Origin of the sequence: Thalassolituus oleivorans MIL-1 (genome assembly GCF_000355675.1) — a bacterium.
Classification (GTDB): Bacteria; Pseudomonadota; Gammaproteobacteria; order Pseudomonadales; family Oceanobacteraceae; genus Thalassolituus; species Thalassolituus oleivorans.
In genome coordinates this window covers 2,587,501-2,608,747 of sequence record NC_020888.1, presented here as the reverse complement: position 1 = coordinate 2,608,747, position 21,247 = coordinate 2,587,501, and the positions used below count along the sequence as shown (strand labels likewise).

Here is a 21,247-nt window from a genome sequence, read left to right as displayed (position 1 = left end):
ATAACAAGGTTTACACGCCAGCGACAAATAATGCGATATTACAGCCAAGTGCTGCCGTCCATATCAGAGTTCGCATCGTAGCGAAATTACCGATATATAATGCGCCGTACACTACGCGTAGTCCGATAAATGCCATTGCTAATGTATCAATCCAGCCTTGCTCACCGCCAGTTAAGTGCGCGATGATGACGGCTGCAGCAAAGGGAGGAAAGGCTTCGAAGCTGTTCATTTGTGCCCAGTTGGCGCGCTTGCGAAAGCCTTCTTGTTTTTCTAAAAATTCACGCGGCGAGAAATTGTTGTAACGTCCGCCAGTAAATTTCGCAATGAAGGTGAAAATGTACGGCATCATTGCTGCTATCAATACGCACCAGTAAGCGTTAGTCATGTGTATTCCTATTCTAGAGTTAGTTCTTGGCACAGCCCAAGACGAGCAAGTGCATCATTACGTGCGAAACAGTAACGGCCTAGCGGTGACTGAACAAGGTCATTTTCAGCACTAAAGCCCGAGAATTCGGTCGTATGAGTGACTTCGTAAGATTCCCCTTTGGCCATTTGATAGGTACGCCATACTTCGTTTTGATAGCGCTCGGTTTGCAAAGCGTAATGGGTAACCTGATAGTCGGCATTATCTAGGATATCTGGTAGATAGGTGAGGCCTGTGCCTGTCAGGACGGCGCTCAATGACAAGCCTAAGGTAAATTGCAGTGTGCTAAAGCCTTTGCAGTTGTGCCGTTGCATAGTATGCCGGTCCTTGGTATGTGCCGCTGATTGTATTGGCAGGCGCTATGTAGTGTTGACCAAGGACGATACCCGAGTGGCGTTAAATAACCAATGGGCAAGTACGACATACTATTGTGTTATTTGAGCCATGCAATCAATGGTAGGGAATATGCAGTTTGCGATAGATAAAGCCCATCAGCCATGCAGGTCCAATCAATAGAAATTGAATGTCTTTAAAAAATGAAGGCTTTTTCCCCTCGACATGATGTCCAATAAATTGAAAAATCCATAAAATAACAAAGCCGATTAAAGATATTTGCCAGATGGGAATTGTTAGTAAGTGGTCGAGGGTAGAAATAATCCAGCAACACGTGATGGCAAATATTGATAAGCCAACCGATAGCGATAGCGATAAACGTATATAAAAAATAATGGAAAGTAATACGGCGACTGTTCCCCAGTTTAAGTAAGGAATTTGCTGCATTATATTGGGGGTCGGAATTGACCAAAGCAAGCCTATGATCACTAAATAGATAAGCGGCACGCATACCCAATGAATGAGTTTATTGATTGGGTTTGTATGGCTGGAGCCGTACTCCGAGAACCATTGATCTGCGCTCTTTGCCATCATTGTTTTAACCTTTTTCGTTTTCCTATTATGAATGCTAGTGTACCTTATTAGGTTAGCCAGGCCTTGGCCTTAACGGCCATAGAATTGACCTAGGAAGCTGAATTGATGACTGCAGATAAAGACGAAGCGACGATGACAGTATCTACCCAGTGGATTCGTGCATTGTTACAAGCGGCTGCTGTCATGGGGTTAGATCGTGAAGCTTTGAGGCGTACGGTCGATATCACCGAAGACACGTTAAATAATCCTGCTTGTCGGGTGCCAATGACGAATACCCTGCGTTTATGGCGCGGCCTAGAAGCCTTATGTCCGTTCGATTTGGGCCTGCAGTTAGGACAGCATCTTAGTCCCGCTCATTTCCCGCTGTTATCGATGAATTTAATGCACTGTGAAACACTCATGGAAGTTTTGACAGTGGCTAGTCGATATTCGCCGTTAGTCAGTGAAGGTGCCGGTTTTCAGGTGCGGGGTGCAACGAATGAAATCCATATTTGTTATACACCACGATTGCCAGACTTTAGTCGCCAGCAAATAGATACAGTACTGATTTTATTGTTGCGTTTTGGCGCTTGGTTGAGTTGTAAGCCGGTTTTACCGATACGGGTGGAATTAACGGTGGCTAAACCTGATTGTAATCAAGCATATGAAAAAGCATATGGTGTTGTCCCCATCTTTAATTCACCTGAAAATGTTTTAGTATTCAGTACTGATTGGTTGGCAGAGAAATTACCAGGTGGAGATCCTGCTTTGGCAGAAATTCATCGTCAAATGATTGATGAGCAACTGAAGAATTTACAACTTCCAGATACCGTTGTGTTAATGCGGCAATGGCTGCAGGAAGCGTCAGATTTAACGATAGATCGTGATGTTTTCGCGCAGCGATTGCATATTAGTGGACGCACTTTGCAACGCAAGCTGCAAGAGGTTAATACCAGTTTTCAACAGTTATTAGACGAAGAGCGAGAGCGTCGAGCCGTATTTTTGCTAAGTACAAGTAAAAAGTCATTAACGGAAATTAGCGCTGAATTAGGTTTTGCAGAAAGTAGTACGTTTTCGCGTGCATTTCGTCGCTGGCGAGGCGTATCTCCACAGGAGTTTCGCCAGCAACAAAATCGCTAGGATTGGTTACAGCGAATTAACAATCGCCATAACATCATCATGATGAGACTTGGTTTTTACCTTTTCCATGATGTGTCTTAGCACACCATTGGCATCAATAATAAAGGTAATGCGGTGAATGCCTTCGAATTCTTTTCCCATAAATTTTTTCATCGCCCAAACGCCGAATTGATCAGCAATTTGGTGTTCTGGATCAGACAATAAATCAAAGTTTAGATTTTCTTTTTCGATAAATTTCTGCAAGCGCGCAGGGGCATCAGGGCTAATACCCAACACAATAGTATTGGCTGCGGCGAAGGTGTCTTTGCTATCGCGAATACCGCAAGCCTGTACTGTGCAGCCAGGAGTCATGGCTTTTGGGTAAAAGTACAAGACAACATTTTTGCCTTTTAAGTCACTTAAACTAACTGATTCACCATTTTGATTTAGCGCGGTGAAAGCGGGTGCGGCTTGGCCAACGGCTGGTAAATTCAGACTCATGAAATGCCTCTGTATAGGTGATGTATAAGTTTGGTGGTTAAGGCTACCGTAGCGTCGAAATAAATCAACCTTAATCCGCAGGGATTATTGTAGCTTGATGCGCAGGGCGCTTTTCGGGATGCAACAGCAGGGAAGAATCTCATCGTCGTCGATCCAAGCCATAGGCTCTTCTAGATAATGTACGTCACCATCCAATAATTGGGTGCGACAGCTCCCACAATAGCCCTCACGGCATTGATAGTGAACTTCGATGTCTTGGGATTCCAATGATTCTAAAAGTGTGTGAGCGTGCTGAAAACGCGCTTGGCGACCATCTTCAAGGATTATGTCGAAGATGGGCTTCTGCATACCCTCAAATTCAATTTGCGGAGTTGGTTCAGGTGTTTCACCTTGAAACTCAGGTAGTAATAATTCTCCCTGTATTGGCACAGGTTCATCAGCGCGCCTTTTGACAAGGATTGGCGGGAGTAGCAGATCTAATTCGATTTGGCTGGATGATCCTTGACCTTCAGGAAGATCCAACTCAGTTTGTGCTGGGGAGTGGAAGGTTCTCGCTTTACCCCAACGACGGCGCCCCAAACGGGGCGCTTTACGCGGACTGGGCATTAGAGATCAAAATCACCGAAGTCGTTGGTATCTACTTCGCTATCAATTGCTCCAACAAGGTAAGAGCTGATCTCTGCTTCCTGTGGAGCCACTTGTACGTTATCGCTATTTAACCAAGCATTAATCCAAGGTAGAGGATTATTTTTGGTTACAAAAATAGGATCGAAGCCTAAAGCACCTATGCGTTGGTTTGTGATGTATTCAACGTACTGGCAAAGAATGTCTTTATTTAAGCCGATCATTGAACCGTCTTTAAATAAATACGCAGCCCACTCTTTTTCTTGCTCTGCGGCTTCGGTGAATATATCGATCACATCTTGACGGCATTCTTGTGCAATAACTGCAAATTCTGGGTCGTCTTTACCACGCGCCATAATTTGTAATATGTGCTGTGTACCTGTTAGATGCAGTGCTTCATCGCGTGCGATCATTTTAATGATTTTTGCGTTGCCTTCCATTTTTGCGCGTTCTGCAAATGCGAATGAGCAGGCAAAGCTTACATAAAAACGAATGGCTTCGAGTACGTTAACTGACACCATCATGACGTACATGCGGCGTTTTAATTCATGTAGGGAAACTTCTATTGTTTCACCATTAACCGTATGCGTGCCTTCACCTAATTGAATGTAGTAATTACACAGGTGAATAAAGCTATCGTAATATTTAGTTACCGATTCAGCGCGACGAGTGATGTATTCATTTTTAGTGATGTCATCAAAAATGGCGGCCGGATTAGGCACGATATTACGCACAATATGTGTGTAAGAACGGCTGTGAATCGTCTCACTGAATGACCAAGTCTCAATCCAGGTTTCTAATTCTGGGAGTGAAACAACCGGTAATAGAGCAACGTTAGGTGAGCGACCTTGTACGGAGTCGAGCAATGTTTGATATTTTAAATTGCTAACGAAAATATGCTTTTCGTGGTCCGGCAAATCGACAAAGTCTTTGCGGTCGCTGGTTAAATCGACTTCTTCAGGACGCCAAAAGAACGACAATTGCTTTTCAATCAGACTTTCAAAAATTTTGTGTTTCTGCTGATCGTAGCGAGCAACGTTGACGTGTTCTCCGAAAAACATCGGTTGAGCGAACGTATCAAATTCGTTGCGATTAAAGGTGGTGTAAGCCATACCCGGTATCAGTCTCTTAATGTCGGGCCCATAAAAAAGGGGGCCGTTTAAAAATAGTTTTCACACTCTGCTCGGCAAACACAGAGTGTGATGCCGAGCAGAACACAAATTAAATTTTACACGCGCCACCGGCGCAATCATCGTCTTCTGCAATCGCGTCTTGCTGAGGATCTTCCATACCGTCACGGGTGTTGTGATAGTACAAAGTCTTTAAGCCATTACGATAAGCCGTCAGCAAATCTTTCAGTAACTGCTGCATCGGTACTTTGCCGCCGAAGCGAGTAGGGTCGTAGTTGGTGTTTGCTGAAATCGCCTGATCGACGAATTTTTGCATAATACCAACTAGCTCTAGGTAACCTTGGTTGTTTGGAATTTTCCACAACAATTCGTATTCGCCCTTAAGACGATCGAACTCAGGAACAACTTGCTTGAGGATACCATCTTTGCTTTGCTTTACGCTGATATATCCGCGTGGCGGTTCGATACCGTTGGTCGCGTTACTAATCTGCGACGATGTTTCTGACGGCATCAATGCTGTTAGCGTTGAGTTGCGTAAGCCGTATTTTTGAATATCGGAACGCAGAGCTTCCCAATCGTAGTGCAATGGCTCTGTACAGAACTTATCAACGTCTTTCTTGTAGGTGTCGATAGGTAACAGGCCTTGAGCGTAGGTTGTGTCGTCAAAGGCTTCACAAGCGCCTTGCTCTTGCGCCAATTTGTTGGAAGCGCGTAGCAGCCAATACTGTATGGCTTCAAAGGCACGATGCGTTAAACCATTGGCGCTGCCATCTGAGTACTTAACACCATTTTTCGCCAAGTAGTAGGCGTAGTTGATCACACCAACACCCAATGTGCGGCGCGATAGACTGGCGCGTTTAGCGGCGGCTACCGGGTAATCTTGGTAAGTCAGCAAGCTATCTAGAGCCCGGACAACCAGATCAGATAAATCTTCTAATTCGTCTAAGTTGGTCAGCGTACCTAAGTTAAATGCAGCTAGGGTACACAGTGCAATTTCACCACTTTCGTCGTTGATATCATTCAGTGGCTTAGTCGGTAATGCGATTTCTAAACACAGGTTGGATTGACGTACCGGTGCTTTCTTCGGATTAAACGGGCTATGAGTATTACAGTGATCGACGTTTTGAATATAGATTCGGCCCGTGCTGGCGCGCTCTTGCATCATGCTTGAGAACAAGTCGACGGCTTTCATCGTTTGCTTGCGAATATTGGCGTCAGCTTCGTACTTGGTATAAAGCTGTTCAAACAAGGCTTGGTCTTCAAAGAAAGCGTCGTATAACCCTGGTACGTCGGATGGCGAGAACAGGGTGATGTTGCCGTTTTTGATTAAGCGTTCGTACATGAGTTTGTTGATCTGCACGCCGTAATCAAGATGACGGACGCGGTTTTCTTCAACACCTCGGTTGTTCTTCAATACCAGAAGGTTTTCAACTTCATAGTGCCACATAGGGTAGAACAGGGTTGCCGCGCCACCACGAACACCACCTTGCGAACACGATTTAACCGCTGTTTGGAAGTGTTTGTAGAATGGAATGCAGCCAGTGTGGAAGGCCTCGCCGCCACGAATCGGGCTACCTAGAGCGCGAATGCGTCCACCATTGATACCGATACCGGCGCGTTGCGATACATATTTCACAATGGCTGCGGCAGTAGCGTTAATGGAATCTAAGCTATCGCCTGCTTCGATCAATACACACGAACTGAACTGACGAGTCGGTGTGCGCACACCGGCCATAATGGGCGTCGGCAACGAAATTTTAAATAATGATGTCGCATCGTAGAAGCGTTTGATGTAGTCCAAACGGCGTTCTTTGTCGTACGACGAGAACAAGCAGGCAGCTATCAATACATATAAAAACTGCGCACTTTCGTAAACTTTTCCAGTCACACGGTTTTGAACTAAATATTTGCCTTCAAGCTGTTTGACAGCAGCGTAGCTAAAATTCATGTCACGACTGTGATCAATGAAGGCATCCATCGCTGCAAATTCTTCGGCGCTATAGTCTTCCAGCAAGTGACGATCGTAACGTTCGTCTTCCACCATGCGTGTGACGTGATCAAGCAAAGTCGGTGGCTCAAACTGGCCGTACGCTTTCTTGCGTAAGTGGAAGATATTCAAGCGTGCAGCCAGATATTGGTAATCTGGTGCCTCTTCGGAAATAAGATCCGCTGCGGCTTTGATCAGGGTTTCGTGAATTTCACCTGTCTGAATGCCGTCGAAAAATTGAAGGTGTGCCTTCAATTCAACTTCTGATACGGACACACGGTCGAGGCCTTCTGCAGCCCAAGTGACAACTTTGTGAATCTTATCGAGATCCAAGGTTTCTTTTCGACCGTCGCGTTTGCTGACGTTTAGCGCGCTGTTCATGTTTTGTGTGCCTGTATTCAAGGGGAAGCTACTCCATCTATCCCTGATGTCTGCGTCTTTCTAATAATGCTTGACGCTTGCGCTCAACATCGGTTAGGAGACGTTCTAAGTATCTGACTTAACGGTGGATTTTTTACTGACCCACAAGATAATGCGGTGACTAGGGGAATTCAACCCCAAGATGTTGGGGTTATTACATTGTCAGGTGTGGATAACTTGTGTGTAGGTGGTGGACACCTTCGGGATGCTTTTCCACAGGCGTGATGGCCAGTGAGTTACGAGAATTTACAGACATTTGCTCGGGTAACCGGAACAATGCAGAAGTTACTGTGCAACATTGCGTAACAACGTCTAAAGTTAGTACAGGTGCCTTTAACGGGTAGCAGAGAGAAAGGAACGGTACTTGTCCATGTTGAAACATGAAAGCGGTCATAACCCAGAAGAAAATTGGCGAATTCTTATTGTCGAAGACGATGAGCGTCTAGCTGCGCTGACTAAAGATTATTTAGAGAGCAACGGACTAAAAGTTTCGATAGAAGGTGACGGCAGTCGCGCTATTGAGCGCATTAAAACGGAACAGCCAGATCTTGTGGTTTTGGATTTGATGTTGCCAGGTGAAGATGGACTGGCGGTTTGCCGCATAGTACGTCCTTACTATAAGGGGCCAATCTTGATGTTGACGGCTCGCACTGAAGATCTAGATCAGGTATTGGGTTTAGAGATGGGAGCCGACGATTACGTTGCTAAGCCGGTGCGGCCAAGAGTATTGCTGGCCCGTATTCGAGCTTTGTTACGTCGTGTAACGGATGGTCCAGATGAAGAAGTGGCGGTTAGTGGTTCGGAGAATCGTCTGACATTCGGTAATTTGGTTGTTGATAGTGCGATGCGAGAAGCGTGGCTGGAAGGACAAAGCATTGACCTAACCAGTGCCGAGTTCGATTTACTCTGGTTGTTAAGTAGTAGCGCCGGTAAAGTGCTCACTCGTGAAGAAATTTTCAACCAGCTACGTGGTATTGAATACGACGGACAGGATCGTTCGATTGACGTTAGGGTATCGCGCATTCGCCCCAAGGTTGGTGACGATCCCATGAATCCTAAGCGTATCAAGACGGTACGTAGTAAGGGATATTTGTTCGTCAAAGAAATCTGATCGCCGGGGGATGCGGCTATATTTATTCGGGTTTACGCGGGTCTGTTAGGGGCCCTGCTGATGGTTGCCATATTATGCATGGCAGCTCTTCAGCTGGTTAACTTTGTGCGTTCTGCACAATTCAATGAAGAGATTGTCAGTGGCAGTCTCGTTCTTCTTGCTCAACGATTGCACAATGATCCTGATTCATTGGCGGAGCTATCTGCGCGTTTTGACGCGGATATTCGTATTCTTCCTGATGAGCAGGGACCGAAAGATTCATACGAGCGCACGCGTTTGGATCGTGGTCAGGTATTGATTACCACCAGTAGTGATGGTCGAACTGCACATGTATTACGACGGATGCCCGGAAATCAGTGGCTAGATGTGAGTCTAAATACGGTTACTGAAGTGCAAGCGCAGGCGACAGCGTATTTAATCTTGGAAGATTGGCAGCGCAGCGGTGAGAGCATTGATGATTTCTTAGTGAAGATGCGGCCGCTATTTGGCTTTCCGTTATCGACAATCGACATTAATGAATTGTTTTTGTCTGACGCTGATTTTGCGCGTATGCAATATGGCGATGTTTTGGTGCGCATATCTATCGAGGGCAATCGTGCCGAAGCGCTGGCCAAAATACCGGGTCAAGCTAAAGCGTTGCGGCTAGGTCCGATTGATGCCTTTGATCCGTATTCTTGGCAAGCCATTGTGGTGATCGCGTCCATTGGTATCTTGCTGATTGGTTTAGGCGTCTACTGGGTGGTGAATTCTTTTGAAATGCGTTTGCGCAAGTTAGAGCAGGCCACCACGCGTCTTGCTCAGGGACACCTCAACGCTCGTGTGGCAATTAGCGGCAAAGATCCAGTAAGTAGGCTAGGTCAGTCTTTTAACAAGATGGCAGAGCACATACAGCGCCTCATTTCGATTCAGCGAGAAATGGTACGAGCGGTATCGCATGAGTTGCGCACGCCCGTTGCCCGTATTCGCTTTGGTGTGCAAATTATTGAAGATTCGGTGCCCGACGATCCGTTTGTTAGTAAACAACTAAGCGGTATGGATTCAGATATTCAAGAGCTGGATGAATTGATTGATGAAATTCTCACCTATGCGCGGCTGGAAGAGGGCGGTCCGTTACTCGACTTCCAGCGTACTAACGTTGCTGCATTGGCAGTTCAAGTTGTTACCGAGGCGCGACCACCTTCTCATGTTACGGTTGGCTACAACGGCGGTGATCCAAAAAATAGTCTGCAATCCGATGTTGAATCTCGCTACATCCATCGCGCGATTCAGAACTTGGTAGGTAACGCTGGGCGTTACGCTGCAACTCGTGTCGAAGTGACCTGCAACATCAGCGGAGATACTTGCCGTGTGGATGTAGAGGATGACGGCCCGGGTATTCCAGAGGAAGATTGGGATCGCGTATTTACCGCATTCGCGCGATTAGACGACAGCCGAACTCGAGCTTCTGGTGGTTACGGTTTGGGTTTATCTATTGTGAGACGTATCGTCTATTGGCATGGCGGTCGCGCCATGGTGAGTCGCAGTGAGCGTTTAGGTGGTGCGAAATTTAGTTTAATTTGGCCGCGTACTCAATATGAGTGACGATTAAATCTAGCACTTTATGCTTACAAGTAGTTACATAACGCTACGTACTTGCAACAGACGAACGTGTTAGATCAGGCCAATATAGTCGCACGTATCCTTTGGAGACGTGGTGAGAATGTAGCGACACTCCGTAGTCGTTTACTTTGGGGCTCAATTTTTGAGCCCTTTTTTTTCGCCTAAAATTTATAAGGCGACGGGTAAAATGCCGGGTAAATTACTAAAGCAACTATCTAGGGCTTGCTGCAAAAAATCACGCATATAATGCGTATCTTGCTGGTCTTTACGCACCGCCGCATACAGTGTTGGCCAGACCCCATCGACGCCTAACGGCCTTGCGGTGACGAGTTTGCTATCTAAGTAAGGCTGTAATGCCCAGCTTGGCAAACACGCTACACCTCGACCACTAGCCACCAATTGAATCATCATCAGCGTTAATTCTGTTTGCCGAGTCGATTGCGGTTCGATGCCCATTGGACTTAAAAAATATTCAAAAATATCTAAGCGACGGCGATCAACAGGGTAGTGAATAAGTGTTTCTTCACGTAAATCTTCTGGTTTCACAAATGCTTCTGCAATCAAACGATGTTGGTTCGCAAGGGCCAAAACCGATTGGTAGCGAAATAGCGGTTGATAGTGAATGTCGGCATGAGGAGCTGGATCTGAAGTTACGACAAGATCAATATCGCCGCGAATCAACGCTGGAATGGGTTCGAAATGAAAGCTAGTGCTGAAGTCAATTTCGACTTCGGGCCAATGATCTCGAAAACGATTAATGGCGGGCATTAACCAATCAAAGCAACTATGGCACTCAATGGCCATATGTAAGCGCCCACTATGGCCACTGGCCAGTTTTTGCAGGTTACGTTCAGTTTGGCTAATGAGCGGGAGAACCTTATCTGCTAGCTGCAGTAGCTCAAGGCCTGCCCGGGTAAAGCGGAGAGGTTTACTTTTACGCTCAAAGAGCGGGCTGTTGAGTCGCTCTTCCAGATCTTTTAATTGATGGGAGAGTGCCGATTGCGTGAGATGCATACGACGTGCAGCTTCCACTAGGCTTCCACCGTCTCGTAAAGCAGCGAGGGTGCGCAGATGTCGGATATCGAGCATAAGAAACTTCTTGAGTTAAATTCAACCAATGGATAGTTGCCTATGTTAATCCTTCATATACCTTGCTGGAAGCGATGAATAATCTGATTTTGATCGTTCATAAGAAGAGCGAGGTTGTCACACTCTTTATTCATTCCTCCAGCAAGCGACTCTGCATCTTGTGCTAGGGCTTCTAGCTGAGAAAGATTGTTGTGAATACTTTCTGCCGAGCGACTTTGTTCATCAACAGAGTCGCGATTGGTGTCGGTTATATGCTTGATATCATTAAGTCCCGAGCGGATGTTGGCAAATACATCGGTGATTTTCTGCGCTAACTCTAGGGTATGGTCGGTCGACTGTTCGCCTTGTTTCATCGCTTCTACTGCAAATTCACTATGCTGATTCAGGCCATTCACAATTGTTTGAATTTCGGCTGCAGATTCTTGTGTTCGCCGCGCTAGATTGCGTACTTCATCAGCAACTACCGCGAATCCTCGGCCTTGATCACCAGCGCGAGCCGCTTCAATTGCAGCATTTAATGCCAGCAGGTTGGTTTGTTCAGCAATATCACTAATAGCTTGGAGAAAACGATTAACCGCTTGGACTTCTGCCGTTAAGCGCGAAACCGCCTCCGCTGTACTCCGCAACTCACCTTGCAGTGATTCCGTTTGAGTAACCATAACGCCCATGTCGTGTAACCCTTGTTGGGCTGTCGTGTTGGCACTACTGGAGGCGGCGGCCGAAGAATTACTGTTATCTAAAATCCGCTTTGCAATCGCTTGAATATGGTGACTGGTTTTCCCTACGGCCTGAGTATGGCTGTGCTGTTCTTTTACTCGCTTTAGCGTGGTGCCAGATAGGTCGAGGGTAGTAAGTGTGGCTTTTTTTAGATGATCTGCATTATCGGCGATACGCACCAATACAGTTTGTAGGCGTCGGCGCTGAGCATATAGCGCAAACTCAATGGCACCTTGGTTGCCGAAATGGCCGGTATAAATCCACGCCATTAGTTCATCATTGATTACTTTGGTACTACCTATGCCAAGCTTTCGCTCAGTCTGGCGTTGTATCAATATACTGGCAAAAGCAGCGATTAAAGCTCCAGAGGTAACCAACCAATCGGCTTTTAAAACTGCCATTGCAGCGATCAATGCCCCCCATATAGCGAGTTGCGGAATGAGTGGTCGCCAGCGATGAGCGATTGGGAAGGGTGAGCGTTTTTGACGTAGGGTCTTATAAGCTTTTTCTGCTCGTGTGATTTGTTCCCGTGAGGGTTTTACTCGAACGGACTCATAACCAATGACTTCTCCATTGTCTTGTAGCGGAGTGACATAGGCATCGACCCAATAAAATCCTCCATCTTTTGTACGGTTTTTAACCATCCCCAGCCAGTGTTGGCCCGATTTCAATGTTTGCCACATGGACGAGAATGCGACTTCGGGCATATCTGGATGTCGTACCAGATTATGCGGAGCTCCAATGAGCTCATTATGTGAGAAGCCACTGATATTGACGAAGGCATCGTTACAATGAGTAATCACACCTTTTAGATTGGTGGATGAAACTAACGAGGCATTGTCCTTAAGGGATACCTCGTTGTTGTTTACTGGCTGATTGTTACGCATTACTTTGTACCACCATTATTGATAATGACTAAAACTATAGTCAATGGGCATTAAAATGCCGCATTTTTGACCTATTCGGATATATTCGTGACTCAAATAAAAAGATTGCTAGGAGCGCTGCATGCCAAGCTATTTGCTAAGTCTTGATCAAGGTACGACAAGTAGTCGAGCCATCGTGTTTTCTCATCAAGGTGAGATTGTCGCGACGGGGCAGCATGAGTTTCCCCAGCATTTTCCTCATCCGGGCTGGGTTGAGCACGAACCGCAGGATATATGGAATTCCACTATAGATAGCGCCCGCGAGGCGATAGAGAAAGCGGGTATCCAGGCTGCGGACATAACAGCGATTGGTATTACTAATCAGCGCGAAACGACTTTAGTGTGGGATCGCCATACAGGAGAACCTGTCTATCGAGCGATTGTTTGGCAAGACCGCCGCACGGCCGACGAGTGTTTACCTTTGCAGCAGCATACCGAAATGTTGCGTGAGCTCACGGGGTTGCTTCCAGATCCTTATTTTTCCGCAACCAAAATTGCTTGGATTTTAGACAATGTTGAAGGCGCTCGAGTACGTGCTGAAGCCGGTGACTTACTTTTTGGTACGGTGGATAGCTATTTATTGTGGCGTTTAACCGATGGCGCGGTGCATGCAACAGACGCAACCAATGCCTCGCGTACTTTGTTGTTTAATATCCATACTCAGCAGTGGGATGAGGAGTTACTAGCGTTATTTCGTGTACCGCGGCAAATGCTGCCAGAAGTGAAAGATAGCGCAGCTGAGTTTGGCCATAGCGCTGCACACTGGTTTGGCGGCGAAATTACGATTGCGGGCATTGCTGGGGATCAGCAAGCGGCGCTGATCGGTCAGGCTTGTTTTAGTGAGGGCATGGCGAAGAGCACGTATGGAACGGGTTGTTTTGTGATCTTAAACACAGGCAAGCAGGCGTTAATGTCGGAACATAGGCTGCTAACAACGGTTGCCTACCGTCTAAATGGTCAGGTGACGTATGCCCTGGAAGGCTCCATTTTTATGGCTGGGGCGACCATTCAGTGGATTCGAGATGGGCTGCAGCTGATTAGCAACGCTCAGGAGTCGCAATCGCTCGCCGAAGAGACGGGATATGATAATCCGGTTTACATGGTACCGGCGTTTGCTGGATTGGGGGCACCATACTGGGATCCTGATGCGCGTGGTGCCATATTAGGTTTGAGTCGCGATACGGGTATCAAAGAGATTGTGACTGCTGGGCTGCAAGCCGTGTGTTATCAGACTCGTGATTTATTGGATGCTATGGCGGGTGACGGTGTTCGTCCTGCCGAGCTACGTGTCGATGGTGGCATGGTTGTGAACGATTGGTTAGTGCAATGTTTGGCCGATATTTCTGGTGTACCTATTTCTCGTCCAAAGGTGACTGAGACCACGGCGTTGGGTGCTGCTTTTCTCGCCGGTTTGCAAACGGGTGTATTCAATAGTCTCGATGACGTCTCTCAACTTTGGGTTCATGAGCGCGCATTTATTCCGGAACTGGATGTAACGACGCGCGAGCGTTTGTATCAAGGATGGCAATCCGCGGTGAAGCGAGTTTGTAAGGTCGAATAATTTTTTGTCTATGATATGGAGGTCAGTTATAAAAACGAATTTTTAAATTCGTGTTTGTTTGTTGGTATTACGTAATTTGACATAGCGGAAGAGTGTTGAAGACTGCTAGTCTTTGGCCTCTCCGGCGCACAGGAAGCCTGTATGGGACAGCTACAGAAGGATATCTTACGTCGCCATGGGTTGGCGATAGCAGGTATGCTCTTGTTTACCTTGGTGTATATCACTGGGTATCAAATTGAATATGAAGTCGAGGAGCTAAACAGTGTTTTAGTTCTTTTTTCAGTCTTCTGGTTTGGACAGATTTTTCTGGTGTCTCTTGTTTGGTCTGGCTTTAGCAATCGCTTTAAAGATCCTAGCCTGACTATGCCCATGATGCTTTGGATCATCACGCTTGTGTCGATGATGATGTTCGCCGCACCAGCACTGCGTTCTATTATTATGCTTGGCTTCTTGAATGTGCTGGCCTTTGGTGTCTTCCGCCTAAGTTGGCGCGAATTTATTGGGATCTCTCTTTATACCGTCGCTTGTTACACCTTGGTCATATTCGGTATTAATTACACTCGCAGCGGTACTTTAATGCCGGAGATAGAAGCGCTTACCGGTATTGCTTTTCTTACCAGTATTTTCGTTTATGCCCTTACTGGACGTGAATTCACTGTGTTGCGCCGCGCCTACCGCGAGAAAAATCAAGAATTGCGTCGAGCATTAGCTCGCATTGAAGAGCTTGCGGTGACAGATGAGCTTACAGGTCTTAATAATCGCCGTTACTTACTGCGTACGTTAGAGAAGCAGCGGGCACTATCAAATCGTGAAAACCTGCCTTTTGTTCTTGCCTTCGTTGATATCGACAATTTTAAAACCGTAAACGATGACTACGGCCATCGCATTGGTGATCAAGTGCTGGCGGAGTTGTCGCATTTATTACGAGTATCAATTCGGGAAGTCGATTTAGCCGCGCGCTATGGTGGTGAAGAATTTGTGTTGCTACTGAGTGGTTTATCGCTAGAGGCTGCGAGCAGTGTGCTAGAGCGAATTAGGATATCCGTAGAGTCCAGCAAGCTATCCGAAGCTGAGCTCACGTTGACGGTTTCAATCGGCGTTGCTCAATATCACAATGGTGAAGAAGGGGATGAGTTGCTCAATCGAGCCGATCGTTTATTGTACAAAGCTAAACGAGCTGGTCGAAACCGAGTTGAGCTTGAAAGCGGCTCAACTCTTCAGGTTCCGAGCTGATTTTCTTCGATTTAATCTTCTTGGCAAAGCAAGAATTCAAGCAAGGCCTTTTGCGCGTGTAAGCGGTTTTCAGCTTCATCCCAAACAACGGCACGAGGATCATCGAGAAGGTCTAGGCTGACTTCTTCTCCGCGGTGCGCTGGTAAGCAATGCATAAACAACACATCACTGGCAGCTAAATCCAACAGTTCACGCGATACCTGATAGTTACGAAACTTGGCTTTACGTTGTTGCTGTTCGTCTTCTTGACCCATTGAAGCCCATACATCGGTGGCAACAAGGTGAGCACCTCGGACGGCTTCTTGTGGATCGGTGAACAGTAATACACGATCTTGCGCTTCAGCAACGATGTCGGCTTTTGGTTCGAAGCCTTCTGGCGTAGCAATACGCAATTTAAAATCAAACTGTTGTGCTGCATTGATGTACGACTGACACATGTTATTGCCATCGCCTATCCACGCCACGGTTTTGCCTTTGATCGAACCACGATGCTCGACAAAGGTTTGGATGTCCGCCAGTAACTGACAAGGATGATAATCGTCCGTAAGGGCATTGATCACAGGCACGCGCGAGTTCGCGGCGAAACATTCAATATCTTCATGATCGAAGGTTCGGATCATAACGACGTCGACCATGCGCGATAGTACTCGGGCACTGTCTTCGATAGGTTCACCGCGACCCAGTTGGGTATCGCGTGGCGATAAAAAGATAGCGCCACCGCCCAATTGAATCATGCCCGTTTCAAATGACACGCGTGTGCGAGTTGATGACTTTTCAAAGATCATCCCTAGTACGCGATTTTTCAATGGCTCGTAGATGACGCCTTTGTGTTGCATCGCTTTTAGTTCTATCGCTCGCTCGATGACCCAATTGAGTTCATCAGAGGAAAGATCCATCAAAGTTAAAAAATGTCTCACATCCGTTCCTTATCTTTGCGCTCAGTTAAGCGCTTCGATCAGCTGGCTTACGATCTCTACAATCTGATCTGCATCAGTTTGGGTAAGATTCAGTGGTGGTAACAACCGCACCACATTGCCGGCCGTTACGTTCAGCAATAAGCCTTTATCCAGCGCAGCTGCCATAAGTTGTGGGCAATCTTGATTGATTACCAAGCCTACCATTAAGCCGCGTCCTCTAATGGACACCAATTGTTCTTTACCCGCTAAACGCGCCGTGAATTGATCGCGTAAATATTGCCCCATTTTTGCGGCGTTATCGGTCAAATTTTCGTTTACGATCGTATTTACTACGGCGACGCCTGCGGCACAAGCGAGCGGGTTACCACCATAAGTTGAACCATGGTTACCCGGCTGTAATATTTCCGCTGCGCGACCTCGCGCTAAGCAGGCACCAATAGGGACACCATTGCCTAAACCTTTAGCGGTAGTAACAACATCTGGCATAAAACCGCATTGTTGATAGCAGAAGTAGGTGCCTGTACGGCCATTACCGGTTTGGATTTCATCAACCAGCATTAATAAATCATTGCTATCACACAAGGCGCGTACACCTTGTAGATACTCATTGCTAGCGGTAGCCAAGCCACCTTCGCCTTGGACGGGTTCCAACATAACGGCAACCACATTCGGGTTCGATTTCACTACTGCTGTTAGCGTGTTTAGATCGGTAAATGGCACCCGAATGAAACCACTTAGTAATGGGCCGAAGCCTTCTTGGGCTTTGGCGTTACCAGTTGCTGTTAATGTCGCGATGGTTCGACCATGGAATGCCTTGGTCATCACAATAATGACAGGCTCATGAATACCTTTCTGATGGCCGAATTTACGCGCGATTTTAATCGCTGCTTCGTTGGCTTCTGCACCAGAATTCGAAAAGAAAACATTATCCATGCCCGATACGTTTACCAGTGCTTCCGCCAATTCTTGTTGACGACCAACACCGTAAAGATTGGATGTATGGATTAGAGTTTCGGCTTGTTCTTGAATGGCACGCGTAACGGCTGGGTGTGCATGGCCTAAGCCGCACACAGCAATACCGCTAAGAGCGTCGAGATATCGGCGGCCATCAGTGTCCGTAAGCCAGCTTCCTTGGCCAGAAGTAAAAGTTACGGGCAGACGACCGTAGGTATTCATGATGGCTTGCATATTGGCGATGTCCTCAAAACGCAAAAGGGCAGCCTTTGCTGCCCGGAAGGGGGAGCATAATACGAAAGGGTGTGTATTTTGTAAACGATCTACGAAAACCAGTGCTAAAACACCGGTTTTTCGTCGTTAAAAGATAAAAACTTAGCCTTTTCCGCGGGTTCGAGTATTGTTGGCGCGCGCGTTTTTCTCAATAAAGATAATGATTTTGCTCGCGACATCAATTCCTGTTGATGTTTCGATGCCTTCGATGCCCGGTGAAGAATTAACTTCCATCACCACTGGGCCGTGATTCGAACGCAAAATATCAACACCGGCAACATTGAGGCCCATGGTACGGGCAGCACGAACCGCTGTTGCTCGTTCTTCTGGAGTAATACGCACGATAGAAGCCGATCCGCCACGATGTAGGTTAGAACGGAACTCACCTTCTGCCGCTTGGCGTTTCATCGCCGCAACGACGCGATCTCCCACTACGAAGCAGCGAATATCGGCGCCGCCAGCCTCTTTGATGTATTCCTGTACCATAATGTTGGCTTTTAAACCCATAAAGGCTTCGATAACGCTTTCCGCAGCCTTACGGGTTTCTGCCAATACCACACCAATACCTTGCGTGCCCTCAAGCAGCTTAATCACTAAGGGCGCGCCGCCAACCATCTTAATTAAATCGGGGATGTCATCAGGGCTATGGGCGAAACCAGTAATGGGTAGACCGATGCCTTTACGAGCCATCAGTTGCATAGAGCGTAGCTTGTCGCGTGAACGGCTGATAGCAACGGATTCGTTCAAGGGGTAAACCCCCATCATTTCGAACTGACGCAACACTGCGGTGCCGTAGAACGTAATAGATGCACCAATACGAGGAATAACGGCGTCAAAGTCGTCGAGCTCTTCACCTTTATAATGAATGCTGGAATCAAGACTATTGATATTCATGTAGCAGTGCAGAGTATCAAGTATCTGTACTTCATGGCCTCGGGCTTCAGCCGCTTCAACTAAACGACGAGTTGAATAAAGGTTTGCACCACGAGAGAGAATTGCGATTTTCATTAAGATTCGGCCTCAACATCGACCAGAAAGCGGCCAGCTAACGCCTTTCTCCCAATCAACATAGGATATTTCATACTGCCGCGATGACTAAGGCTGAGTTCGATATCCCAGCGTTGATCTTTAGCAATAAGTTCTGTTTTTACAATATAACGATGACTGCGATCGCCATTCGAACTTGCGATAACACGACGATCGATGACTTTAGCTTCGCAAATTTGATCTAGATGAGCTGCCGCCTTGTGGAACAGTACGTGAAAACGTACCCATCGTTCGCCATCACGGGTAAATGGCTCGATTTGCTCGGCATGAAGGCTGCTGGTGCAGGCACCTGTGTCTACTTTGGCATCACACTCGATGCCAAAGAGAGGGAGTTGAACGGTTTCGATGTATCCGATGATGGGTTTAATCATCGGTATCGATAGAGTCTGATCCGGTATCTGAAACCGCAGCAGACGAGGCTGTAAAGTAAATCTGTTTACGTGCCAAAGCCTTCATATAGGTACTCCAGGTACGCTCTACTTCACTTTGCGGCTCGATTTCTTGTTTGCACATACTGACGAAACGCTCTTCTTCATCAGTAACAGGCTCACGCGTACCTTCATGCAGTGCTTTCAACGCTACACCCATGGATTCTAAAATTTGCGCTTGGTTGCGGGTGAAGTCACCGGCACGCTGGAATCCACGAGGGAAGTTCAAGTCATCAAAGAACTTCTTGGGGCTTTCAAAACTCTTCACTTGGATATTACTCATTATGCACCTACTATCCCGAGGGGTCTTTGAGAGGCTTCAAAGGGTATTTGCAGCGGAGTATGGTCAGCCATGATTCCGTGGTAAAACAAAAAAAACTTATCGTTACATTAAAGTTTTTTGGTTGATATGGACACAGAATTACTAAAAACATTTATGGAAGTTTCTCGCACTCGACATTTTGGTCGTGCAGCTGAGAATCTGTACCTTACACAATCCGCAGTTAGCTTCCGTATTCGTCAGTTGGAAGGCTTGCTTGGCGTAGAGCTATTCTCGCGTCAGCGCAATAATATCCAATTGACCAGCGCTGGCGAAAAGCTGATGCCACTGGCGGAAAGCAGCGTATTACTGGAGCAACGTATCCGTCAGGAGGTAGCGATTGCTAATGGTAGTAACTATCAGTTTTCGCTAGGTGCAACCCCTAATCTCTGGGATGCGGTTCTGCAACAACGCTTGCCAGTGCTGCTAAGTCGTCCGGGTATTGCGGTGAATGCCATGGCCCACAGTAGCAGCACTTTAGTGCGGCAAATTATCGAACGTACGTTAGATCTCGCTTTTGTTTTCGATGCGCCAAAAGTGGATGAGCTGCACAGTCAGGAGGTGATGACTGTTCCTTTGGCTTTGGTCGCCTCGCAGCCATGTAAAAATTGGCAAGAAGCTACTGAGCTTGGTTACGTATTGGTCGACTGGGGGACATCTTTTCAGATTCAGCATGCGCAAGAATTCAAAGGCATGGTATCTCCTGGTTTAAAAACCAATACCGGCAGGATTGCGATGGATGCAATTCTATCCCATGGCGGTAGTGCGTATTTGCCAGAGCCTATGATTGCGCAGTATGTAGAGTCGGGTGAATTGTATGTGATCGCTGGAGCTCCGGAATTGAATCGAGTCGTTTACGCGACATGCCATAGTAGCCGCAGTGATGACCCATTATTGGCGGATATTATTCAGGGGCTAATGGAGACCGCAGAGCCATGATATTAAAAAATTCCGCATGGCAGTTCGAAACCACAGGTAACCCAGATGTCTTGCAGCCAGTGGATATCGCTATGCCTGAGGTGTTGCCGGGGCAAGTATTATTGCGTGTGCTGGCCTCTGGTTTTAATCCTATAGACACCAAGATTAGAGCGGGTTTAGCGCCAATAGCAGCCGATAATCATGTGCCGGGGTGCGATGTATGCGGTGAGGTTATAGAAGTAGGCGCAAGGGTCACTCAATTTGTAGTTGGTGATTTGGTTTACGGTTGTGCTGGTGGAGTGAAAGGCAGTAGCGGTACTTTATGCCGTTATATGGCGGCAGATGCTGAGTTATTAGCGTTGGCTCCAGCCTCAATTCGTCCAGCAGAAGCTGCAGCACTTCCTTTAGTGAGTATCACGGCCTTTGATGCGCTAGAGCGTTTAAATGTCACTGCTGGTGATGAGCTTCTTATTATGGGCGGCACTGGTGGTGTTGGTCAGATGGCGGTGCAGCTAGCGAAGTTAAAAGGCGCTAATGTCACAGCAACCGCAGGTTCTGATGTGGGCATGGGATTTATTGAGACTCTGGGTGCGAAAGGTATTCGTCACGCGGACGTGGTAAATGTACAAGGGGGGTTCAATAAGGTCCTTGATACCCATGGCGGCGAAAGCTTTCAGGCTGCATTGTTGGCAGCGGGACCTAGTGCTCAAGTCGCAACCATTAATGCACGCAATAATTACGATTTAGCCCAAGCTCATGCCAAGGCATTGACCATTCACGCGGTATTTATGTTGTTGCCACTGTTAACAGGTACTGGTCGTAAGGCGCATGGTGAGTTTTTAGCTTGGCTGTCCAAGGAAGTTGATAGCGACAGAGTGCGAGCTCCTTTTGTGGAGGAGCTAACTAGTGCAGACGTTGCGGATGTGCATCGCCGTTATGAGTGTGGCGAGTTAAAGCACAAAGTGGTCTTCAAGCTCTGAATAGGTATCGAGTTGCTACTCGATACCAATCATTTTGTGTGTCTGTAAACTTAACTTCCATTTT

Annotated in this window: 22 protein-coding genes (1 of these 22 cut by a window edge); 7 read left to right on the top strand and 15 right to left on the bottom strand. The window is 46.9% G+C overall.

Annotation, left to right across the window (positions count from 1 at the left end):
• Positions 1-10: 10 nt before the first annotated feature.
• The 3 genes from TOL_RS11965 to TOL_RS11955 all read right to left on the bottom strand — a co-directional run bounded on the left by TOL_RS11965 (position 11) and on the right by TOL_RS11955 (position 1,351).
• Positions 11-385: an MAPEG family protein gene (locus TOL_RS11965; RefSeq protein WP_015487595.1), complete on the bottom strand. Its 375-nt coding sequence runs from the start codon at positions 383-385 to the stop codon at positions 11-13.
• An 8-nt stretch (positions 386-393) separates the two neighbouring features.
• Complete coding sequence (locus TOL_RS11960; protein WP_015487594.1) at positions 394-738, bottom strand: hypothetical protein; 345 nt, start codon at positions 736-738, stop codon at positions 394-396.
• Between the two features lie 136 nt (positions 739-874).
• Entirely contained in the window at positions 875-1,351 is a 477-nt protein-coding gene (locus tag TOL_RS11955) for an Mpo1 family 2-hydroxy fatty acid dioxygenase (RefSeq protein ID WP_015487593.1), read from the bottom strand.
• A gap of 105 nt (positions 1,352-1,456) precedes the next feature.
• On the opposite strand from TOL_RS11955, the gene TOL_RS11950 reads away from it, so the two are divergent.
• Positions 1,457-2,470 carry an AraC family transcriptional regulator gene (locus TOL_RS11950; protein WP_015487592.1) on the top strand — a complete coding sequence of 338 codons (1,014 nt, stop codon included), beginning with the start codon at positions 1,457-1,459 and terminating at the stop codon, positions 2,468-2,470.
• 6 nt (positions 2,471-2,476) lie between these two features.
• Here TOL_RS11950 and bcp read toward each other — a convergent pair whose 3' ends face one another.
• The 4 genes from bcp to nrdA form a co-directional block, all read right to left on the bottom strand.
• A complete protein-coding gene (gene bcp, locus TOL_RS11945) occupies positions 2,477-2,950 on the bottom strand; it encodes a thioredoxin-dependent thiol peroxidase (RefSeq protein WP_015487591.1) in 474 nt (157 codons plus the stop codon).
• A gap of 84 nt (positions 2,951-3,034) precedes the next feature.
• Entirely contained in the window at positions 3,035-3,556 is a 522-nt protein-coding gene (gene yfaE, locus TOL_RS19535) for a class I ribonucleotide reductase maintenance protein YfaE (protein WP_015487590.1), read from the bottom strand.
• Positions 3,556-4,686, bottom strand: coding sequence for a class Ia ribonucleoside-diphosphate reductase subunit beta (gene nrdB, locus TOL_RS11935; protein WP_015487589.1), 1,131 nt, complete (start codon positions 4,684-4,686; stop codon positions 3,556-3,558). The genes yfaE and nrdB overlap by 1 nt, the downstream gene beginning before the upstream one ends.
• A gap of 109 nt (positions 4,687-4,795) precedes the next feature.
• Positions 4,796-7,072 carry a class 1a ribonucleoside-diphosphate reductase subunit alpha gene (gene nrdA, locus TOL_RS11930; RefSeq protein WP_015487588.1) on the bottom strand — a complete coding sequence of 759 codons (2,277 nt, stop codon included), beginning with the start codon at positions 7,070-7,072 and terminating at the stop codon, positions 4,796-4,798.
• Positions 7,073-7,481: 409 nt separating this feature from the next.
• Between nrdA and TOL_RS11925 the strand changes: the two genes are divergently transcribed.
• Both TOL_RS11925 and TOL_RS11920 read left to right on the top strand, forming a co-directional pair.
• Positions 7,482-8,222 carry a response regulator gene (locus TOL_RS11925; RefSeq protein WP_015487587.1) on the top strand — a complete coding sequence of 247 codons (741 nt, stop codon included), beginning with the start codon at positions 7,482-7,484 and terminating at the stop codon, positions 8,220-8,222.
• Positions 8,223-8,282: 60 nt separating this feature from the next.
• On the top strand, positions 8,283-9,803 hold the full coding sequence (locus TOL_RS11920) for an ATP-binding protein (protein ID WP_015487586.1): 1,521 nt from the start codon (positions 8,283-8,285) through the stop codon (positions 9,801-9,803).
• Between the two features lie 186 nt (positions 9,804-9,989).
• On the opposite strand, the gene TOL_RS11915 is transcribed toward TOL_RS11920, so the two are convergent.
• On the bottom strand, positions 9,990-10,910 hold the full coding sequence (locus tag TOL_RS11915; protein WP_015487585.1) for a LysR family transcriptional regulator: 921 nt from the start codon (positions 10,908-10,910) through the stop codon (positions 9,990-9,992).
• A 53-nt stretch (positions 10,911-10,963) separates the two neighbouring features.
• Positions 10,964-12,514: a methyl-accepting chemotaxis protein gene (locus TOL_RS11910; protein WP_015487584.1), complete on the bottom strand. Its 1,551-nt coding sequence runs from the start codon at positions 12,512-12,514 to the stop codon at positions 10,964-10,966.
• A gap of 121 nt (positions 12,515-12,635) precedes the next feature.
• Between TOL_RS11910 and glpK the strand changes: the two genes are divergently transcribed.
• Positions 12,636-14,114, top strand: a complete 1,479-nt coding sequence (gene glpK, locus TOL_RS11905; RefSeq protein WP_015487583.1) for a glycerol kinase GlpK — start codon at positions 12,636-12,638, stop codon at positions 14,112-14,114.
• 141 nt (positions 14,115-14,255) lie between these two features.
• On the top strand, positions 14,256-15,347 hold the full coding sequence (locus TOL_RS11900; RefSeq protein ID WP_015487582.1) for a GGDEF domain-containing protein: 1,092 nt from the start codon (positions 14,256-14,258) through the stop codon (positions 15,345-15,347).
• A gap of 11 nt (positions 15,348-15,358) precedes the next feature.
• Here the strand turns inward: TOL_RS11900 and argF are convergent, their stop codons facing one another.
• The 5 genes from argF to TOL_RS11875 form a co-directional block, all read right to left on the bottom strand.
• Entirely contained in the window at positions 15,359-16,264 is a 906-nt protein-coding gene (gene argF, locus TOL_RS11895) for an ornithine carbamoyltransferase (RefSeq protein ID WP_223248719.1), read from the bottom strand.
• 21 nt (positions 16,265-16,285) lie between these two features.
• Positions 16,286-17,452 (bottom strand): aspartate aminotransferase family protein, encoded by a 1,167-nt coding sequence (locus TOL_RS11890; RefSeq protein ID WP_015487580.1) that lies wholly within the window; start codon positions 17,450-17,452, stop codon positions 16,286-16,288.
• 141 nt (positions 17,453-17,593) lie between these two features.
• A complete protein-coding gene (rimK, locus tag TOL_RS11885; protein WP_015487579.1) occupies positions 17,594-18,499 on the bottom strand; it encodes a 30S ribosomal protein S6--L-glutamate ligase in 906 nt (301 codons plus the stop codon).
• Positions 18,499-18,909: an ATP-dependent zinc protease family protein gene (locus tag TOL_RS11880; protein WP_015487578.1), complete on the bottom strand. Its 411-nt coding sequence runs from the start codon at positions 18,907-18,909 to the stop codon at positions 18,499-18,501. Before TOL_RS11880 ends, rimK begins: the two co-directional genes overlap by 1 nt.
• Positions 18,902-19,249: a MaoP family protein gene (locus TOL_RS11875; RefSeq protein WP_015487577.1), complete on the bottom strand. Its 348-nt coding sequence runs from the start codon at positions 19,247-19,249 to the stop codon at positions 18,902-18,904. Before TOL_RS11875 ends, TOL_RS11880 begins: the two co-directional genes overlap by 8 nt.
• Before the next feature lie 126 nt (positions 19,250-19,375).
• Here TOL_RS11875 and TOL_RS11870 point away from each other — a divergent pair, with 126 nt between their 5' ends.
• Both TOL_RS11870 and TOL_RS11865 read left to right on the top strand, forming a co-directional pair.
• Positions 19,376-20,224 carry a LysR family transcriptional regulator gene (locus TOL_RS11870; RefSeq protein ID WP_025265087.1) on the top strand — a complete coding sequence of 283 codons (849 nt, stop codon included), beginning with the start codon at positions 19,376-19,378 and terminating at the stop codon, positions 20,222-20,224.
• On the top strand, positions 20,221-21,183 hold the full coding sequence (locus TOL_RS11865; protein WP_015487575.1) for an alcohol dehydrogenase catalytic domain-containing protein: 963 nt from the start codon (positions 20,221-20,223) through the stop codon (positions 21,181-21,183). Before TOL_RS11870 ends, TOL_RS11865 begins: the two co-directional genes overlap by 4 nt.
• Before the next feature lie 15 nt (positions 21,184-21,198).
• On the opposite strand, the gene queE is transcribed toward TOL_RS11865, so the two are convergent.
• Positions 21,199-21,247 carry the end of a 7-carboxy-7-deazaguanine synthase gene (gene queE / locus TOL_RS11860; RefSeq protein ID WP_015487574.1) on the bottom strand. The gene runs 656 nt beyond the window's last position, so the window shows 49 of its 705 coding nt (coding positions 657-705); its start codon lies off the right edge, out of view; it ends in the stop codon at positions 21,199-21,201.

Coding starts and splice junctions, on each gene's coding strand:
- TOL_RS11965 (WP_015487595.1), bottom strand. CDS start 385: ATGACTAACGCTTACTGGTGCGTATTGATAGCAGCAATGATGCCGTAC.
- TOL_RS11960 (WP_015487594.1), bottom strand. CDS start 738: ATGCAACGGCACAACTGCAAAGGCTTTAGCACACTGCAATTTACCTTA.
- TOL_RS11955 (WP_015487593.1), bottom strand. CDS start 1,351: ATGATGGCAAAGAGCGCAGATCAATGGTTCTCGGAGTACGGCTCCAGC.
- TOL_RS11950 (WP_015487592.1), top strand. CDS start 1,457: ATGACTGCAGATAAAGACGAAGCGACGATGACAGTATCTACCCAGTGG.
- bcp (WP_015487591.1), bottom strand. CDS start 2,950: ATGAGTCTGAATTTACCAGCCGTTGGCCAAGCCGCACCCGCTTTCACC.
- yfaE (WP_015487590.1), bottom strand. CDS start 3,556: ATGCCCAGTCCGCGTAAAGCGCCCCGTTTGGGGCGCCGTCGTTGGGGT.
- nrdB (WP_015487589.1), bottom strand. CDS start 4,686: ATGGCTTACACCACCTTTAATCGCAACGAATTTGATACGTTCGCTCAA.
- nrdA (WP_015487588.1), bottom strand. CDS start 7,072: ATGAACAGCGCGCTAAACGTCAGCAAACGCGACGGTCGAAAAGAAACC.
- TOL_RS11925 (WP_015487587.1), top strand. CDS start 7,482: ATGTTGAAACATGAAAGCGGTCATAACCCAGAAGAAAATTGGCGAATT.
- TOL_RS11920 (WP_015487586.1), top strand. CDS start 8,283: ATGGTTGCCATATTATGCATGGCAGCTCTTCAGCTGGTTAACTTTGTG.
- TOL_RS11915 (WP_015487585.1), bottom strand. CDS start 10,910: ATGCTCGATATCCGACATCTGCGCACCCTCGCTGCTTTACGAGACGGT.
- TOL_RS11910 (WP_015487584.1), bottom strand. CDS start 12,514: ATGCGTAACAATCAGCCAGTAAACAACAACGAGGTATCCCTTAAGGAC.
- glpK (WP_015487583.1), top strand. CDS start 12,636: ATGCCAAGCTATTTGCTAAGTCTTGATCAAGGTACGACAAGTAGTCGA.
- TOL_RS11900 (WP_015487582.1), top strand. CDS start 14,256: ATGGGACAGCTACAGAAGGATATCTTACGTCGCCATGGGTTGGCGATA.
- TOL_RS11890 (WP_015487580.1), bottom strand. CDS start 17,452: ATGCAAGCCATCATGAATACCTACGGTCGTCTGCCCGTAACTTTTACT.
- rimK (WP_015487579.1), bottom strand. CDS start 18,499: ATGAAAATCGCAATTCTCTCTCGTGGTGCAAACCTTTATTCAACTCGT.
- TOL_RS11880 (WP_015487578.1), bottom strand. CDS start 18,909: ATGATTAAACCCATCATCGGATACATCGAAACCGTTCAACTCCCTCTC.
- TOL_RS11875 (WP_015487577.1), bottom strand. CDS start 19,249: ATGAGTAATATCCAAGTGAAGAGTTTTGAAAGCCCCAAGAAGTTCTTT.
- TOL_RS11870 (WP_025265087.1), top strand. CDS start 19,376: ATGGACACAGAATTACTAAAAACATTTATGGAAGTTTCTCGCACTCGA.
- TOL_RS11865 (WP_015487575.1), top strand. CDS start 20,221: ATGATATTAAAAAATTCCGCATGGCAGTTCGAAACCACAGGTAACCCA.